18 protein-coding genes are annotated in these 14,693 nt (G+C 68.5%); 10 read left to right on the forward strand and 8 right to left on the reverse strand.

What is annotated here, in order from left to right:
• Positions 1-6 precede the first annotated feature (6 nt).
• Positions 7-1,488, forward strand: coding sequence for a glycoside hydrolase family 13 protein (locus tag ACWEIJ_RS33670; RefSeq protein WP_449841273.1), 1,482 nt, complete (start codon positions 7-9; stop codon positions 1,486-1,488).
• Between the two features lie 45 nt (positions 1,489-1,533).
• Here ACWEIJ_RS33670 and ACWEIJ_RS33675 read toward each other — a convergent pair whose 3' ends face one another.
• Genes ACWEIJ_RS33675 through ACWEIJ_RS33690 form a run of 4 tightly spaced genes read right to left on the reverse strand, consistent with a single transcriptional unit; the run spans position 1,534 to position 3,703 of the window.
• Positions 1,534-2,439, reverse strand: coding sequence for a WXG100 family type VII secretion target (locus ACWEIJ_RS33675; RefSeq protein ID WP_449841274.1), 906 nt, complete (start codon positions 2,437-2,439; stop codon positions 1,534-1,536).
• Positions 2,436-2,774 (reverse strand): type VII secretion target, encoded by a 339-nt coding sequence (locus ACWEIJ_RS33680; RefSeq protein ID WP_449841275.1) that lies wholly within the window; start codon positions 2,772-2,774, stop codon positions 2,436-2,438. Before ACWEIJ_RS33680 ends, ACWEIJ_RS33675 begins: the two co-directional genes overlap by 4 nt.
• Positions 2,775-2,776: 2 nt before the next feature.
• A complete protein-coding gene (locus tag ACWEIJ_RS33685; RefSeq protein WP_449841276.1) occupies positions 2,777-3,238 on the reverse strand; it encodes a YbaB/EbfC family nucleoid-associated protein in 462 nt (153 codons plus the stop codon).
• Positions 3,239-3,703, reverse strand: a complete 465-nt coding sequence (locus ACWEIJ_RS33690; RefSeq protein ID WP_449841277.1) for a DUF6346 domain-containing protein — start codon at positions 3,701-3,703, stop codon at positions 3,239-3,241.
• Positions 3,704-3,980: 277 nt separating this feature from the next.
• On the opposite strand from ACWEIJ_RS33690, the gene ACWEIJ_RS33695 reads away from it, so the two are divergent.
• The 9 genes from ACWEIJ_RS33695 to ACWEIJ_RS33735 all read left to right on the forward strand — a co-directional run bounded on the left by ACWEIJ_RS33695 (position 3,981) and on the right by ACWEIJ_RS33735 (position 12,312).
• Positions 3,981-4,742 (forward strand): DeoR/GlpR family DNA-binding transcription regulator, encoded by a 762-nt coding sequence (locus tag ACWEIJ_RS33695; protein WP_449841278.1) that lies wholly within the window; start codon positions 3,981-3,983, stop codon positions 4,740-4,742.
• Positions 4,743-4,808: 66 nt separating this feature from the next.
• Entirely contained in the window at positions 4,809-6,146 is a 1,338-nt protein-coding gene (locus ACWEIJ_RS33700; RefSeq protein WP_449841279.1) for an ABC transporter substrate-binding protein, read from the forward strand.
• 1 nt (position 6,147) lies between these two features.
• Positions 6,148-7,080, forward strand: a complete 933-nt coding sequence (locus tag ACWEIJ_RS33705) for a carbohydrate ABC transporter permease (protein ID WP_449841280.1) — start codon at positions 6,148-6,150, stop codon at positions 7,078-7,080.
• Positions 7,077-7,877 (forward strand): carbohydrate ABC transporter permease, encoded by an 801-nt coding sequence (locus tag ACWEIJ_RS33710; protein WP_449841281.1) that lies wholly within the window; start codon positions 7,077-7,079, stop codon positions 7,875-7,877. The genes ACWEIJ_RS33705 and ACWEIJ_RS33710 overlap by 4 nt, the downstream gene beginning before the upstream one ends.
• Positions 7,874-8,863 (forward strand): zinc-dependent alcohol dehydrogenase family protein, encoded by a 990-nt coding sequence (locus ACWEIJ_RS33715; RefSeq protein ID WP_449841282.1) that lies wholly within the window; start codon positions 7,874-7,876, stop codon positions 8,861-8,863. Before ACWEIJ_RS33710 ends, ACWEIJ_RS33715 begins: the two co-directional genes overlap by 4 nt.
• Before the next feature lie 108 nt (positions 8,864-8,971).
• Positions 8,972-9,193, forward strand: a complete 222-nt coding sequence (locus tag ACWEIJ_RS33720) for a hypothetical protein (protein ID WP_449841283.1) — start codon at positions 8,972-8,974, stop codon at positions 9,191-9,193.
• A gap of 53 nt (positions 9,194-9,246) precedes the next feature.
• Positions 9,247-11,046, forward strand: coding sequence for an ATP-binding protein (locus tag ACWEIJ_RS33725; protein WP_449841284.1), 1,800 nt, complete (start codon positions 9,247-9,249; stop codon positions 11,044-11,046).
• On the forward strand, positions 11,043-11,687 hold the full coding sequence (locus ACWEIJ_RS33730; protein WP_449841285.1) for a response regulator: 645 nt from the start codon (positions 11,043-11,045) through the stop codon (positions 11,685-11,687). The genes ACWEIJ_RS33725 and ACWEIJ_RS33730 overlap by 4 nt, the downstream gene beginning before the upstream one ends.
• A gap of 79 nt (positions 11,688-11,766) precedes the next feature.
• Complete coding sequence (locus ACWEIJ_RS33735; protein WP_449841286.1) at positions 11,767-12,312, forward strand: hypothetical protein; 546 nt, start codon at positions 11,767-11,769, stop codon at positions 12,310-12,312.
• Here ACWEIJ_RS33735 and ACWEIJ_RS33740 read toward each other — a convergent pair.
• From ACWEIJ_RS33740 to ACWEIJ_RS33755, 4 genes are all read right to left on the reverse strand, one after another.
• On the reverse strand, positions 12,299-12,472 hold the full coding sequence (locus ACWEIJ_RS33740; protein ID WP_449841287.1) for a DUF397 domain-containing protein: 174 nt from the start codon (positions 12,470-12,472) through the stop codon (positions 12,299-12,301). The genes ACWEIJ_RS33735 and ACWEIJ_RS33740 overlap by 14 nt on opposite strands.
• A complete protein-coding gene (locus ACWEIJ_RS33745; protein ID WP_449841288.1) occupies positions 12,447-13,292 on the reverse strand; it encodes a helix-turn-helix domain-containing protein in 846 nt (281 codons plus the stop codon). Before ACWEIJ_RS33745 ends, ACWEIJ_RS33740 begins: the two co-directional genes overlap by 26 nt.
• 61 nt (positions 13,293-13,353) lie before the next feature.
• The gene (locus ACWEIJ_RS33750; protein WP_449841289.1) at positions 13,354-14,289 is read right to left on the reverse strand and encodes an asparaginase; all 936 of its coding nucleotides are present in this window, start codon (positions 14,287-14,289) and stop codon (positions 13,354-13,356) included.
• 5 nt (positions 14,290-14,294) lie between these two features.
• Entirely contained in the window at positions 14,295-14,639 is a 345-nt protein-coding gene (locus ACWEIJ_RS33755; protein WP_449841290.1) for a winged helix-turn-helix transcriptional regulator, read from the reverse strand.
• Between the last annotated feature and the right edge of the window lie 54 nt (positions 14,640-14,693).

Genomic DNA, 14,693 nt, shown 5'->3' on the forward strand with positions numbered 1-14,693 from the left:
CTACCGATGAGCTGGTGGCGCAACGCATCCATCTACCAGGTCTACCTGCGCAGCTTCGCGGACGGCAACGGCGACGGCATCGGCGACCTGGCGGGCCTGCGCGCCAGGCTCCAGCACATCGCGAGCCTCGGTTTCGACGCCATCTGGCTCAACCCGTGGTACCCGAGCCCGCTCGCCGACGGCGGCTACGACGTGGCCGACTACCGCGACATCGAGCCCGTGTTCGGATCTCTCGCGGACGCGGAGAAACTCATCGCGGACGCGCACGGGCTCGGCCTCAGGGTCATCATCGACCTCGTCCCCAACCACTGCAGCGACCAGCACCCGTGGTTCAGGGACGGTTTGTGGGACCGCTTCCACATCCGCGACACCGAGGACCTCCCCAACGACTGGAAGTCGCGGTTCGGCGGCCCCGCGTGGAGCAGGCTGCCGGACGGCCGCTGGTACCTGCACCTCTACGCCGCCGAGCAGCCGGACTTCAACTGGGAGAACCCGGCCGTCGAGGAGGAGTTCGAGGACGTCCTGCGGTTCTGGCTCGACCGCGGTGTCGACGGGTTCCGCATCGACGTGGCGGACGGCCTGGTCAAGGACTTCTCGAAGCCCGACGCCGACCAGCCGTACTCCGACCAGGACGGCGTGCACGAGATCTACCGCAAGTGGCGCAAGATCGTCGACGAGTACGACGGCGACCGGATCCTGGTCGGCGAGATGTGGCTGCCCGACCCGGTCCGGTTCGCCAGGTACCTGCGCCCCGACGAGATGCACTCGGCGTTCAACTTCGACTTCCTCTGCTGCCCCTGGAACGCGCAGGAGCTCAGAACCGTCGTCGACAACACGCTCGCCGCGCACGAACCCGTTGGCGCACCACCGACCTGGGTGCTGTCCAACCACGACGTCACCAGGCACGTGACGCGCTACGGCCGCGAGAAGACCGGTTTCTCGTTCGCGGACCGGCAGCACGGCGCGCCGACCGACTTCGAGCTCGGCACGCGCCGGGCCCGCGCGGCGATCATGCTCACCGCCGCGCTGCCCGGTGGTGTGTACGTCTACCAGGGCGAGGAACTGGGCCTCTGGGAGGTCGAGGACCTGCCGGACGAGCTGCGCGAGGACCCGGTCTGGCACCGCTCGGGCTTCACCGACCGCGGGCGGGACGGCTGCCGCGTGCCGCTCCCCTGGTCAGCCGACGACGGCCCCAGCTGGCTCCCGCGACCGGCGAACTGGCAGGACTTCTCGGTGGCGGCCCAGACCGGCGACCCCGGCTCGATGCTCAACCTCTACAAAGAGGTGTTCGCGCAACGGCGGGCGATCGACGGTGCCCTGGAGTGGCTCGACCTCGGCGAGAACGTGCTGGCGTTCAGGCGGAACGACCACACCACGATCGTCAACCTGTCCGGCGCACCGATCGACCTGCCGGGCACGCCGGCGTTGACGAGCATCCCGCTGGAGAACGGCCGGCTGCCGCACGACGCCGCCGCCTGGCTGCGCTGAACCGGGCGTTGCTCCCCGGCCGAGGGGACCGGGGAGCAACGGTCATCACCTCGTCGCGTAGGGCGAGTCGTCGACCTTCGCGGATTCCGTCGGCAGGTTCTTGACCACACCGGTCGCCGTCGTGTTGACCGCACCGGTCGCGATGTTCTCGAACATCTCGGTGAACGGGCCGGACGCCTTGGGCATGACGCCCTTCAGCACGTCCTTGACCTTGTCGAGGGTCTTGAAGATCGTGTCGATGACCTTGGACAGGCCGCGGATCGTCTTGATGATCTTGTCGAGCCAGTCCGAGACCTTCTTGGCCCACTTCATGACCAGCCGGATGCCGTCGGCGATGATGCCCGGCGTCGCGAGGCCGACGGTCAGCAGCGCCGCGGCCGCCCACCTGATCAACGCCTGCACCAGCTCGGACATCGCCATCGAGATCAGGTCGCGCACGATCGTGCGCACCGTGGCCACGGCGACACCGGCGCCGACCAGTGCGGCACCGACGCCTTCCGCGGCGATGCCCGCGGCCTTCACGCCCTGCGCTTCGAGCTTCGCGACCGGCGTGTAGGCGGCGATCGCGGCACCACGCCACTGCGAGGTGTCGGCGTCGACCACGCGCGCCATCTCCTCGCCCGCCTTCTTCAGGTGGTCGGCGACGTTGCCCCAGGTCGCGGCGTTCTGGTTGATCACACCGGGGTTCCCGGCCAGCGAGTCCAGCATCGACTTCAACGGCTCGACGTGCTCGATGAACCACGCGAACGCCGACGACAGCAGCGTGCCGAACGGGTCGGTGAGGAAGCCCAGCGCGTCGATGCCCGCGCCGAGGACGTTGATGCCCGCCTCCGCCCAGTCACCGCGCTGGACCGCGGCCACGGCGTCCGACGCGGGCTCGACCAGGTTGATGCCGGCGAGCGGGCCGGGAGCGTCGGGAGCCTTGGCCACCAACGGGTTCGGTGCGGTCATGAGGTCAGCTCCCCCAGCTTCTCGATGATCTTCTTGAGGTTGCCCTCGATGGCCTGGTCGGCGGCGTCGTAGACGTCGGCCATGCCGTTGACACCGTCCACAGTGGCGTCGACGACGGCGTGCGACGCGCCGATGGCGGCGACACCGGCGGCCTCGACCGTGCCCATGATCGGCTCCAGCAGCGGGCTGCAGAGGATGCCGTAGGCGTTGGCGCCGTTGAGCTGCGCCTGCCCGATGGCCTGCTGCGCGGTCTCGATCTGCTTCACGATGCCGTCCAGCCGCTTGGCGTGCTCGCGCATCGCCTGCGTGTGGACGTTGAACCCTCCCGAAGTCATGATCACCAGCCCTTGTTGTCACGGGCGAAGTTGTGCCCGCCGAAGTCGTCGTCGTCAGACGGACCGGAAGGACGCCGGTCGGCGGGCTGCTCGGGCGGAGGCTCCGGGAACCGCTCCTGGTAGCCGCCCATCAGCGCGTCCATGGTCGCGGAGTCGCCGCCGATGATCGGCGCCATGACCTCCCGCATGCGGGCCGCGATCTGCGCCTGGGCCGTGCGCATCGCGCCCAGGATCTCGGCCGACAGCTGCGCGGGTCGTTTCCGCAACGCCGCGTCGGTCAGGTCCAGCGCCGAGACGATGCCGTTCTGGTCGACCGTGACGGACACCGAGCCGTCGGACGAACGCTGCGTCACCTGGACGGCGTTCGCGACCTGCTTCATCTCGTCGGCCTGCCGGAGCTTGGCCTGGATCTGCTCGTTCCACTGACGCATCAACGCGTCGGGATCAGCCGCTGCCGGATTCATCTACTCCCTCTCCTGTGCCTTCCTGCGACGGGAGGCGACGCTCCCGAGCACGGCCAGCGCCCCGATGCCGCCGACCCCCATCCCGCCGAGCAACGAGCCGATGCCGAGCACGACGCTCGGTTCGAAGTCCGCCCGGTACACCGGCGGGTTCCCCGACCCGTTGCGGACCTTCGTCTCACCTCGTTGCACCACGGGCACTTCCCGGTCGGACGGGGTGAGCTGGCCCGCTTCGGCCGTCACCTTCGCCCGCCGCCCGCTGGCCCACTCGACGTCGGCCTGGCAGGTCCACCAGGTGCCGAAGCCGTGGACGCTCACCGGGCCGCTGCTCGTGCAGCCGGCCACGTGCGCGACGCCCCGGTCCGCGACCGGCTTGGCCGCGGGCGCGAACATCGTGAAACCGGTCAGCCCCAGCAACACCCCGCACCCCAGGATCACCAGAGCGAACAGGCCCGCGAGCCACTTCATCCCTCTCGTCCCCCTCCTCGGTCCTCGTTGGACTGCGGCCCGCGCCGCCCGGTTCCACCGAATTCAGCAGCCGTCTGGAGGCCATCCGGGCACACCGGCAGGGCGGTTCGGGCGTGCCCAGTCTGGCCGACCTGCGTGAACGACTCGTCACGTACGGCAAACCGGGCAGAAATCGGGCAGGATCTCATCCAGTTGTGGTGGCGACCACAGTGTTTCGAGGGTGTTTCATCTATGCACGGCCCGAACGGGCAACCAGATAGCCGAATGGGCAGGTGACATGCGAGCCGAGGAACGCAAACGGCGCATCCTGGCCAGGGCCCGCGCCGACGGCCGCGTCGACGTGGTGGAGATGGCGCAGGAGCTGAACGTCGCGCCCGAGACCGTGCGGCGCGACCTGCGCGTGCTCGACGAGCACGGCCTGGTGCGGCGCACGCACGGCGGCGGAATTCCGGTGGAGAGCGCCGGGTTCGAGACCGGGCTGAGGTTCCGCGCCGGGTCGCACGTGCCGGAGAAGCGGCGCATCGCGAAGGCCGCCGCCGAACGGCTCGACGACGCCGAGACCGTGTTCATCGACGAGGGCTACACGCCGCAGCTCGTGGCGGAGGCGTTGCCCACCACCAACCCGCTCACGATCATCACCGCGTCGCTGCCGACCGCCGCGGCGATGTCCGAGCTCCCGTCCTGCACGGTCCTGTTGCTGGGCGGGAGGGTTCGCGGCCACACACTGGCCACGGTGGACCACTGGGTCACCAGGATGCTCGGCGAGATGGTGATCGACCTCGCCTACATCGGTGCCAACGGCATCTCCCGCGAGCACGGCCTGACCACACCCGACCCGGCGGTCGGCGCGGTGAAGGCCAAGGCGCTCAGCTCGTCCCGGCGGAAGGTCTTCGTCGGGGTGCACACGAAGTTCGGCGTGTCGAGCTTCCACCGGTTCGCCGAGGTCTCCGACCTGGAGGCGATCGTCACCGACTCCGGCCTCTCCGCACACGAGGCCCACCGCTACTCCCTCCTCGGCCCGAAGGTCGTCAGAGCCTGATCCCCCACCTCACGGGCACGTGAGCTGTCTTCAGCGCGCCCGGAAAACGCTGGAAAGGAAACGACGATGTCGTCGATCCGCACACTCGGGGCCGCCACCGCCGTGTTGCTGCTAGCTTCCGCCTGCGCGGGCGCTGGAGGTGGCGGGGGCAGCGGCTCCGACTCGGTGAACGTGCTGATGGTCAACAACCCGCAGATGCTCGACCTGCAGAAGCTGACCGCGGACAACTTCACCAAGGACACCGGCATCAAGGTGAACTTCACCGTGCTGCCGGAGAACGACGTCCGCGACAAGATCAGCCAGGACTTCTCCAGCCAGGCCGGGCAGTACGACGTCGCCACGATCTCCAACTACGAGACGCCGATGTACGCCAAGAACGGCTGGCTGGCGCCGATGGACGACTTCGTGGCCAAGGACAGCGCGTTCGACCAGGCCGACATCCTGCCGCCGATCAAGCAGTCGCTCACGGCGGCGGACGGCAAGGTGTACGCGCAGCCGTTCTACGGCGAGTCGTCGTTCCTCATGTACCGCAAGGACATCTTCGAGGCCAAGGGTGTCACGCTGCCCGACAGGCCGACGTGGCAGCAGGTCGCCGACGCCGCCGCGAAGGTCGCCACGCCGGAGGTCCGCGGCATCTGCCTGCGCGGCCAGCCCGGCTGGGGCCAGGTGATGGCACCGCTGACGACAGTCGTGAACACCTTCGGCGGCACGTGGTTCACCAAGGACTGGAAGGCGCAGCTCACCGCGCCGGAGTTCAAGGAGGCCACCAAGTTCTACGTCGACCTCGTCCGCAACCACGGTGAGGCGGGCGCGCCGCAGGCCGGTTTCGCGGAGTGCCTCAACAACATGACGCAGGGCAAGGTCGCGATGTGGTACGACGCCACGGTCGCCGCGGGTCTGCTCGAAGCGAACGACTCGCCGGTCAAGGGCAAGCTCGGCTTCACCCAGGCGCCGGTCGTGAAGACCGACAGCTCCGGCTGGCTCTACACCTGGGCGTTCGGCATCCAGAAGGCGTCGAAGAAGCAGGACGCGGCCTGGAAGTTCATCTCGTGGGCGTCCGGCAAGGGCTACGAGGAGCTCGTCGGCAAGAACCTGGGCTGGTCGAAGCTCCCGGACGGCAAGCGGTCGTCGACCTACCAGCGCGCCGAGTACAAGCAGTCCTCCGGCACGTTCTCCGCGCAGGCGGAGGCCGCGATCAAGGGCGCCAAGCCGCTCGACCCCGGTGTGCAGCCGCGGCCGGCGCCGGGCATCCAGTTCGTCGGCATCCCCGAGTTCACCGACCTCGGCACGCAGGTGTCGCAGCAGATCAGCTCGGCGATCGCGGGCGCGATCTCGGTGGACGACGCGCTGAACAACGGCCAGGGGCTCGCGGAGAAGGTCGCCGCGAAGTACAAGGGGCAGTGAGATGGCCGTCCTCACGCGCGCGGAGCGGTCGGTCGTGGACCGGCCGCCTCCCGTCCCCCGCAGGGCGCCGAAGCGCTGGGCGACGCGGGCGCCACTGCTGCCCGCGCTCGTCTTCCTGATCATCGTGACGCAGCTGCCGTTCGTGGCGACGCTGGTGATCTCGTTCCTGAAGTGGAACTCGCTCGATCCCACCAACCGCGGGTTCGCCGGGTTCGACAACTACGTCAACGTGTTCACCGACCCGAAACTGCGATCGTCCATTGTGAACACGATCGTGCTGACGGCGTCCGTGGTGCTGATCAGCCTCGTGCTGGGCCTCGGCCTCGCGTTGTTGCTGGACAAGAAGTTCCGCGGCCGCGGGTTCGTGCGGACCATGCTGATCGCGCCGTTCCTCGTCGTGCCGGTCGCGGCCGCGCTGATCTGGAAGCACGTGCTCTACAACCCGGAGTACGGCCTGTTCAACGGCATCCTGAACTGGCTGGGGTTCGACGCCCAGCCGGACTGGATCAGCTCGATGCCGATGACCGCCGTCGTGCTGTCGCTGGTGTGGCAGTGGACGCCGTTCATGATGCTGATCCTGCTGGCCGGCCTGCAGTCCAAGCCGATCGAACCCGTCGAGGCGGCGAGGATCGACGGCGCGTCACCGTTCCAGATCTTCCGGTACCTGACGTTCCCGCACCTGCGGCAGTACCTGGAGCTCGGCGCGCTGCTCGGCGCCATCTACATCGTGCAGAACTTCGACGCGGTCTTCACGATCACGTCCGGCGGGCTGGGCACGGCGAACCTGCCGTACATGATCTACCAGACCTTCTACCAGGCCCACGAGTACGGCGAGGCGTCCGCGGCCGGCGTGATCGTGGTCGCCGGATCCATCGTCATCGCGACGTTCGCGCTGCGCGTGGTGTCCTCGCTGTTCAAGGAGGAGGCGCGATGAGCCGCGTGTGGGGTGTGCTCGCCTGGTTCGCGGGCCTGGTGTTCTTCGCGCCGGTGGCGTGGATGTTCCTGACCTCGCTGCACAGCGAGACGGACGCGGCCACGAACCCGCCGTCCGTCGCGGCACCGCTGACCCTGAACGGGTACGCGGAGTTCTTCGACGGCGGCGCGTGGCCACCGCTGATCAACTCGTTCAGCGCTTCCATCGGGTCCACGGTCATCGTGCTGCTGCTGGCGATTCCCGCGGCCTACGCGTTGTCGATCAAGCCGGTCGAGAAGTGGACCGACGTGCTGTTCTTCTTCCTGTCCACCAAGATGATGCCGGTCGTGGCGGCGCTGCTGCCGATCTACCTGATCGCGCAGTTCTCCGGGATGCTCGACAACATCTCGTTCCTGACGTTGCTGTACTGCTCGATGAACCTGCCGATCGCGGTGTGGCTCATGCGCTCGTTCCTGTCCGAGGTGCCGCGCGAGATCCTCGAAGCGGCGTCGATCGACGGGGCCGGCCTGGTCACGATCCTGCGCCGGGTGGTGGCACCGATCGCGATGCCCGGCATCGCCGCGACGGCGTTGATCTGCTTCATCTTCAGCTGGAACGAGTTGCTCTTCGCACGGGTGCTGACCGGTGTCGTCGCCGGTACCGCGCCCGTGTACCTGACCGGGTTCGTCACCTCCCAGGGCCTGTTCCTGGCGAAGGTGTGCGCGGCCGCGGTCGTGGTGTCTCTGCCGGTGCTCATCGCCGGGTTCGCCGCCCAGGACAAGCTGGTCCAGGGCCTGTCGTTGGGAGCGGTCAAGTGAAAGCAGCGGTCATCACCGGCGTCGGGTCCGTCGAAGTGACCACTGTGGACGATCCGTCCTGCGGTCCGCGCGAAGTGGTCGTCGACGTCGCGGCCTGCGGTATCTGCGGCACGGACCTGCACATCCTGCAGGGCGAGTTCGCGCCCACCCTGCCGGTCGTGCCGGGCCACGAGTTCGCGGGCACGGTCGTGGAGATCGGGTCGCAGGTCAACGAGGTGCGGGTCGGTGACCGCGTGGCCGTCGACCCCTCGTTGTACTGCCACGAGTGCCGGATGTGCCGTTCCGGCAAGAACAACCTGTGCGAGCGCTGGGCGGCCATCGGCGTCACGACGTCCGGCGGCGCGGCCGAGTTCGCGGTGGCCCCGGTGGCGAACTGCGTGAAGCTGCCCGACCACGTGCGGACCGAGGACGCGGCGTTGATCGAACCGCTGTCGTGCGCGGTGCGCGGGTACGACGTGCTGCGCGCGTCGATGGCCTCGCGGGTGCTGATCTACGGCTCGGGCACCATGGGCCTGATGATGCTGCAGCTCGGGAAGCTGACCGGCGCGTCGTCGATCGAGGTGGTCGATCTGAACCCGGACCGGCTGGAGACGGCGGTCGAGCTCGGTGTCACGGCCGCCGCGGGGTCGGCCGACGAGCTCGACCGGCCGGAGGGCTGGGACGTCGTCATCGACGCCACCGGGAACGAGAAGGCGATCCAGGACGGGCTCGGCCGGGTCGCGAAGGGCGGCACGTTCCTGCAGTTCGGCGTCTCCGACTACTCGGCCCGCGTGACGATCGAGCCGTACCGGATCTACAACCAGGAGATCATCATCACCGGGTCGATGGCGGTGCTGCACTCGTTCGAACGAGCGGCGGACCTGTTCGCGACCGGGGTGCTGGACCCGGAGGTCTTCATCAGCGACAGGGTGCCGCTGACCGACTACGCGGGGGCGTTGGACCAGTTCAAGGCCGGTAAGGGCCGCAAGATCCAGGTGCTGCCGTGAGGTAGTCCGGACCGATCGCGGGCACTCGTGTATCCAGCCGGGTGCCCGCGACTCCTTCCAGACATGTCGAAGTCCGGGCAGACAGTGGTACCGCCGTACTTTTCGCACATGTCCGACGAAGAGCTCCTCGCCTGGTACGCGGAGCTTCAGGCGCGCGCGATCAATCCGCCGCCTGGGGACGTCGATTTCACCCACACCCACCACGCCGCCTCGCCGATGACCGTGGACGAGCTGCGCCAGCGGATCATGACGTTCCAGGGCTGGTCAGGGGACACGACCCTCGACGAGGGTTCTCCGTTCCACAACCTGTGGCACTGGCTCAGCGACTGACCCGCGGCGAGGTAGGCCTCGCTCGGGTCGTTGGCGCGTTGGTGGCCGCGTGTGTGCTCTTCGCCGTCGTGCACACAGCGGTCACCGGCGTGGTCTCGCATCCGCGGAACTGGCTGGTCGCGTTCGCCTGCACCCTGCTCGGGGTGCGGGTGATCGGCCACGTCCGCAGGTCGGCCGTCGGGTGGTTGCTGCTGGCCATGGGCGCGTGCGGCGCGGTCGCCGTCGCCGTCGCCGGGTGGCCGGACGATCATCCGGCGTCGTGGGTCGAGGCATGGGTCTGGTGGCCCACCTACGCGTTGTTGCCGACCGTGGGTCTGGTCTTCCCCAACGGCAGACCGTTGTCCAACCGCTGGTGGATCGCCATCGGTGTGTCGCTGTTCAGCGCGGTCGCCGGCACGGTCGGGATCGCCTGGGCGTCGTGGGGCGACCCGGACAGCTTCTGGCAGATGCACGGGGGCGGGGCGGCCAAGACGATCACGCTGATCGCCGTGCTCGCGGCCGGGGTCGCGCTGATCGCGGCCGTGGTGTCGCTGGCGCTGCGGTGGCGGCGGGCGGAAGGCGACGAACGACGGCTGCTCGTGTGGGCGGTCGCGTTGCTGGGGCTCGCGGTCGCCGCGACCGTTGTCGAGACCACGGACGGACACGTCGCATGGCTCGTCGGCGTGCTTGCGTTTCCTGCTGCTGCGGTCATCGCGATCGTGCGGTACGGGCTTTACGACATCAGTCTGCTGATCCACCGGTCGTTGCTCTACGGCTCGTTGACCGTGGTGCTGCTGCTGGTCTACCTCGGCGTGATGGTCGGTGCGGGCGAGCTGCTCGGGAACGACGCCGAGGTCATCGGGGTGGTCGCGGCGGGGCTGGTGTTCGCGCCGATCCGCAGCTGGGTGCAGCGCAGGCTCGACCGGTGGCTGTTCGGCCAGCGCTCCGACCCCTATGTCGCTTTGTCGACATTGAGCGAGAAGCTGGAGCGTTCGCAGGACGTGCTGCCGACCGTGGCCGCCACGGTGGCCGAGTCGTTGAAGCTGCCGTACGTGGCGATCCGCGGTGGCTCGGTGCTGGCCGAACACGGACGCAGCCGCGGGTGGCCGCAGCTGCGCTTTCCGATGACTTATCGCGGCACGCAGGTCGGTGATCTCGTCGTCGAACCGCGAGCGCCGGACGAGAGGCTGAGCGACCGCGAGCTCGCGCTGCTCGTGGACCTCGCCCGGTCCACCGCCCCGGCCGCGCAGTCGATCAAACTGACCGCCGACCTGCAGCTCGCGCGCGAACGGCTCGTGCGGGCGCGCGAGGAGGAACGGCTGCGGTTGCGGCGCGACCTGCACGACGGCGTCGGACCGGCGTTGGTCGGGATTCGCTTGCAGCTCAAGGCTTTGCGCCGATCCGTGGGTGACGTGCTGGACCCGGTCCTGGCCGACGTCGACTCGACCGCCGGCGAGGTGCGACGGCTCGTGGACGGGCTGCGGCCGCCGATCCTCGACCAGGGGCTGGCGCTGGCGGTGCGCGACGAGGCCGCGCGGTTCAACGGCGACCTGACGGTTCGTGTTGAGGCCGAGGAGATCGACGGGCTGTCGGCGGCCGTGGAGGTCGCGGCCTACCGGATCGTCGCGGAGGCGTTGACCAACACCGCGCGCCACTCCGGCGCCTCGACGTGCGTGATCTCCGTGCGGACCGACGGCGACCTCGTGGTGGAGGTCGTCGACGACGGAAACGGGGTCGCGGCCGACGCGCGCCCCGGTGTCGGGCTCGGCTCGATGCGTGAACGCTGTGCCGAACTGGGTGGATCGTGCACAGTGGGACCCGCGCAACCACACGGCACTAGGGTGGTGGCGCGGATCCCGTTGGAGGCCCAATGACGCGGGTTGTGATCGCGGACGACCACCCGGTGTTCCGGCGCGGCCTGAAGGCGTTGCTGGACGGCGAGGACGGCCTCTCCGTGGTCGGCGAGGCGGCGGACGGGCTTTCCGCCGTGTCGGTCGTGCTGGATCTAGTGCCCGACGTCGTCGTGATGGACCTGCACATGCCGGGGCTGACCGGCGTCGAGGCGGCCAAGCGGATCCTGGAGGCGTTGCCGTCGTTGGGCGTCCTCGTGCTGACGATGCACGAGGACGACGAACTGGTGTTCGCGGCGATGAAGGCCGGCGCGCGCGGCTATCTCGTCAAGACGACCGACGACGACGAGATCGTGCGCGCCGTGCAGGCCATCGGCGCCGGTGAGGCGATCTTCAGCGCCACCATCGCGCAACGGATGATGGGCTACTTCACCGCGATCTCGTCGTCCAAGGCGGTGCTGTTCCCGCAGCTCACCGACCGCGAACGGGACGTGCTGGAACTGATGGCGTCCGGGCTGGACAACCCGTCGATCGCCCACAAGCTCTCGCTGTCCGGCAAGACCGTGCGCAACCGGGTGTCCGCGATCTTCACCAAGCTGCAGGTCGCCGACCGCGCCCAGGCCATCGTGCGCGCCCGCGAGGCGGGACTCGGAAGTCCCTCGTAACTCGGGACAACGGTCACCTGACAGCGGGACTGGTCCCTGGATTGGATCGGCGACATCCGCCGAAGGGGGCCAGAACCGCATGGACATCACCTGGGACATCGCACACGCGCGACTCAGCCACGAGCGAATGCTGCACATCGCTCGTGCGCTCATCTCGATGCGACCGGAGACCGTGACGCTGGGCGGAGGGGAACCCCTCGGCGTGCCGGGCCTGTTCGAGATCGTCGAGCTGTTCCGCGACGCCGAGGTCGACGTCGTGCTGCGCACCTCGGGCAAGTCGCTGCACCCGTCGATGGTGCGCACGCTGTTGGTGTCGTGCGCGCGCATCGAGGTGTGCGCGATGGCGTTCACGCACGCCCTGCACGCGTTGCACCTGCTCGACATCGGCGCGGCCAAGCTGGACCGGCACGCGGCGTTCGGGCTGGACGCCACCGGCATCCGGCGCGGCTTCGACCGGCTGGAGGACTTCTGCGCCACGACCGCGTTCGACCTGCCCCGGCTGGGGTTCATCGCGTTCAGCGAGACGATCGGGCCGGACCACGCGCAGTACCTGCAGTCGCTCGCGCCTCAGACCGTGCGGGTGACGGTGGAGACCGTGAACACCTCGGTGGTCAGAGCCAGTTGAGCAGGGCGCGCCAGGCAGCCGTGGAGAACGCGAGTACGCCGCCGCTCGCGTTCTTCGTGTCGCGAACCAGGGCGTCCTGGGCGAGCGACACCTCGACGCAGCTTTGTGCCGTACCACCGTTGCTGTAACTGCTCTTACGCCAGGTCCGTTCCGCCGACATGGGGATCCTCTCGAAGACCGCTGACGTACTCCGCCAGCCTGCGCTTCGATTGTTCCGCATCCAGCGCCACGGCATCCAGCCGTTCGAAGAGCCGCCTGGTCCGCGCGACGGCGACGCTGTCCTGCGCCCACACCTGGGCGGTTTCGGTCTCGCTGTACACGACCGGAGCCGCCTTGCCGAACTCGTACAACGTGACCGGAGAGCGGAAAGAACAGATGCTCGCGGGCACGACCCTGAGGATGTGGGTGTTGAACAGCAGACGCAGGTACTGCTCTTCACGAATGCGCGCGTCACCCAGCTGCATCCGCAGGGCCAGCTCGTGCACGAAGAACACGCACTCCGGTCGGTTTGCCCGCCGCATGATCGTTTGCCGGTCCATGCGTGCCTGGACGAGCCGCTCGATGTCATCAGGAGCTTCGATGTGGGAGTCGACGAACAACTGCCGTGCGTAGTCCTCCGTCTGCATCAGGCCGTGCACGATCAGGACGTCGTAGGAGAAGATCTTCTTGGCCATCGCCTCTGTCATCGCGAGTGTGCCCACGTTGTCCGACATCTGAGCGAAGTACAGATCGAAAGCGTTGTAGTAGCGCTTGCGGAACGCGTCGATGAAGTCGATGTCCTTGCCGCAGGTCGCCAGGTACTGCACGACGTCGACATCGCTCGCGCGCGCTTTTCCGAGCTCGATGTCGGAGATCTTGCTCGGGTCCCAGCCGAGCTGGACGGCCATGGCGCGGCCGTTGAACGAGGTGCAGGACTCCCTCAGGCGGCGCAGCTCATCGCCGAGATCCCGGCTGTACGGGGTGGAAATGATCGCGGTCATGCCCTTCGACGGTAGGGCTTGGTTTCAATCCATGGAACGGGCTCATTCGGGTGAAAAAGAGCTAGAAAATGCCGCCCCGAGCAGCGAAAACGTCCTCGATAGGTGCCATCGCGCCGATAGCGAGCCGCAGCAGCACGCGTGCCTTACGGGGACATAGCCAGCCGGCCATCACCGCGCCGCGCTCGATCAGGTCCGACTCGGACCCGGTGAAGCCGTAGGTGTTGCGGAACGTCGTACCGGCGCCCGTCCGCGTCGCCACCACCACCGGGAACTGCGCCCGCGAGATCGCCTGGGCCATGCCCTCCGAAACGTGCCCGACGCCGGTGGCGGCCACGACCGCGCCCTTGACGTTGAGCCAGTCGAGGATCGCGCCGTCATCGTCCAAAGTGGCCTCGACGAGCGGGACCACCGGCACGTCCTGCGGTCGTGACAACGCCGGAAGCTGGTGTGCGGGGTGGAAGTACCGCGGTGCGCCCTCGACGACGAGACCGAGCGGTCCGGGGAACGACGCGAAGGCGTTCGGCAGGCTGCTGTGCGACTTGCGGACCCAGCGGGCGGCGTGGATCTCGTCGTTGAGGACGAGCAGTGCGCCGCGGCCGCGGGAGTTGGCGGCAGCCGCTGTCGCCACGGCTGCCGCGAGGTTGGCCGGACCGTCCGCGCCCGCGAGGCCGGGGTGCCGCATCGCGCCGGTGACGACGAGCGGTTCCTCGTGCGGCCACAGGCAGTCGAAGAAGTACGCGGTCTCTTCGAGGGTGTCGGTGCCCTGGATGACCACGACGCCTCGCGCGCCCCCGGAGACCTGCTTGTCGGCCCAGTCGAAGGCCTCCAGCAGCGTGGTGAACGTGAGCGAGGCGCCGGGGATCGTGGCCAGGGTGGCGATCTCACCGACGTCGAGACCCTGGACGAGGTCCCGAGCGCCGAGGGTCGGTGACACGGCGCCAGAGCCGGTCATCGTGATCGTGCCGCCGAGCGATGCCACCGCCACCTGTGAGCTCATGCGGCTCACTCTAGGGTCGCTCGGCCGAGACGCCGTGTTCCCGGTATGTGGGTGACGCCCCAGGTGGCGATCGCGTCCAGCACCGGGCCGAGCGCACGGCCACGGTCGGTGAGCGTGTACTCGTAGCGCGGCGGACGGTCGGTGTAGGCCTGCTTGTCGACGATCCCGGCGTCTTCGAGCTTGCGCAGCCGGTCGGCGAGCGTGTTGGTCGGGATGCCCTCGGTGGCCGCGGCGAGATCGCCGTAGCGCAACGTGCCCTTGAACATCAGGTCGCGCACGATCAGCAGCGACCAGCGGTCTCCGAGCACGTCCAGGGTTGCCGCGATCGCGCAGTCCGAACGCAGTGCCATCCGCACCTCCTTGTCACTTGCATTCTACAAGTAACCCTGGCTACAGTCACTTGC

Source organism: Lentzea sp. NPDC004789 (genome assembly GCF_053601075.1).

Bases quoted from the DNA above. Each gene is read 5' to 3' on its own strand.
- ACWEIJ_RS33730 (WP_449841285.1), top strand. From the start codon at position 11,043: ATGACGCGGGTTGTGATCGCGGACGACCACCCGGTGTTCCGGCGCGGC.
- ACWEIJ_RS33755 (WP_449841290.1), bottom strand. From the start codon at position 14,639: ATGGCACTGCGTTCGGACTGCGCGATCGCGGCAACCCTGGACGTGCTC.
- ACWEIJ_RS33745 (WP_449841288.1), bottom strand. From the start codon at position 13,292: ATGACCGCGATCATTTCCACCCCGTACAGCCGGGATCTCGGCGATGAG.
- ACWEIJ_RS33680 (WP_449841275.1), bottom strand. From the start codon at position 2,774: ATGACTTCGGGAGGGTTCAACGTCCACACGCAGGCGATGCGCGAGCAC.
- ACWEIJ_RS33675 (WP_449841274.1), bottom strand. From the start codon at position 2,439: ATGACCGCACCGAACCCGTTGGTGGCCAAGGCTCCCGACGCTCCCGGC.
- ACWEIJ_RS33740 (WP_449841287.1), bottom strand. From the start codon at position 12,472: ATGTCGGCGGAACGGACCTGGCGTAAGAGCAGTTACAGCAACGGTGGT.
- ACWEIJ_RS33720 (WP_449841283.1), top strand. From the start codon at position 8,972: ATGTCCGACGAAGAGCTCCTCGCCTGGTACGCGGAGCTTCAGGCGCGC.
- ACWEIJ_RS33695 (WP_449841278.1), top strand. From the start codon at position 3,981: ATGCGAGCCGAGGAACGCAAACGGCGCATCCTGGCCAGGGCCCGCGCC.
- ACWEIJ_RS33670 (WP_449841273.1), top strand. From the start codon at position 7: ATGAGCTGGTGGCGCAACGCATCCATCTACCAGGTCTACCTGCGCAGC.
- ACWEIJ_RS33685 (WP_449841276.1), bottom strand. From the start codon at position 3,238: ATGAATCCGGCAGCGGCTGATCCCGACGCGTTGATGCGTCAGTGGAAC.
- ACWEIJ_RS33750 (WP_449841289.1), bottom strand. From the start codon at position 14,289: ATGAGCTCACAGGTGGCGGTGGCATCGCTCGGCGGCACGATCACGATG.
- ACWEIJ_RS33690 (WP_449841277.1), bottom strand. From the start codon at position 3,703: ATGAAGTGGCTCGCGGGCCTGTTCGCTCTGGTGATCCTGGGGTGCGGG.
- ACWEIJ_RS33705 (WP_449841280.1), top strand. From the start codon at position 6,148: ATGGCCGTCCTCACGCGCGCGGAGCGGTCGGTCGTGGACCGGCCGCCT.
- ACWEIJ_RS33710 (WP_449841281.1), top strand. From the start codon at position 7,077: ATGAGCCGCGTGTGGGGTGTGCTCGCCTGGTTCGCGGGCCTGGTGTTC.
- ACWEIJ_RS33700 (WP_449841279.1), top strand. From the start codon at position 4,809: ATGTCGTCGATCCGCACACTCGGGGCCGCCACCGCCGTGTTGCTGCTA.
- ACWEIJ_RS33735 (WP_449841286.1), top strand. From the start codon at position 11,767: ATGGACATCACCTGGGACATCGCACACGCGCGACTCAGCCACGAGCGA.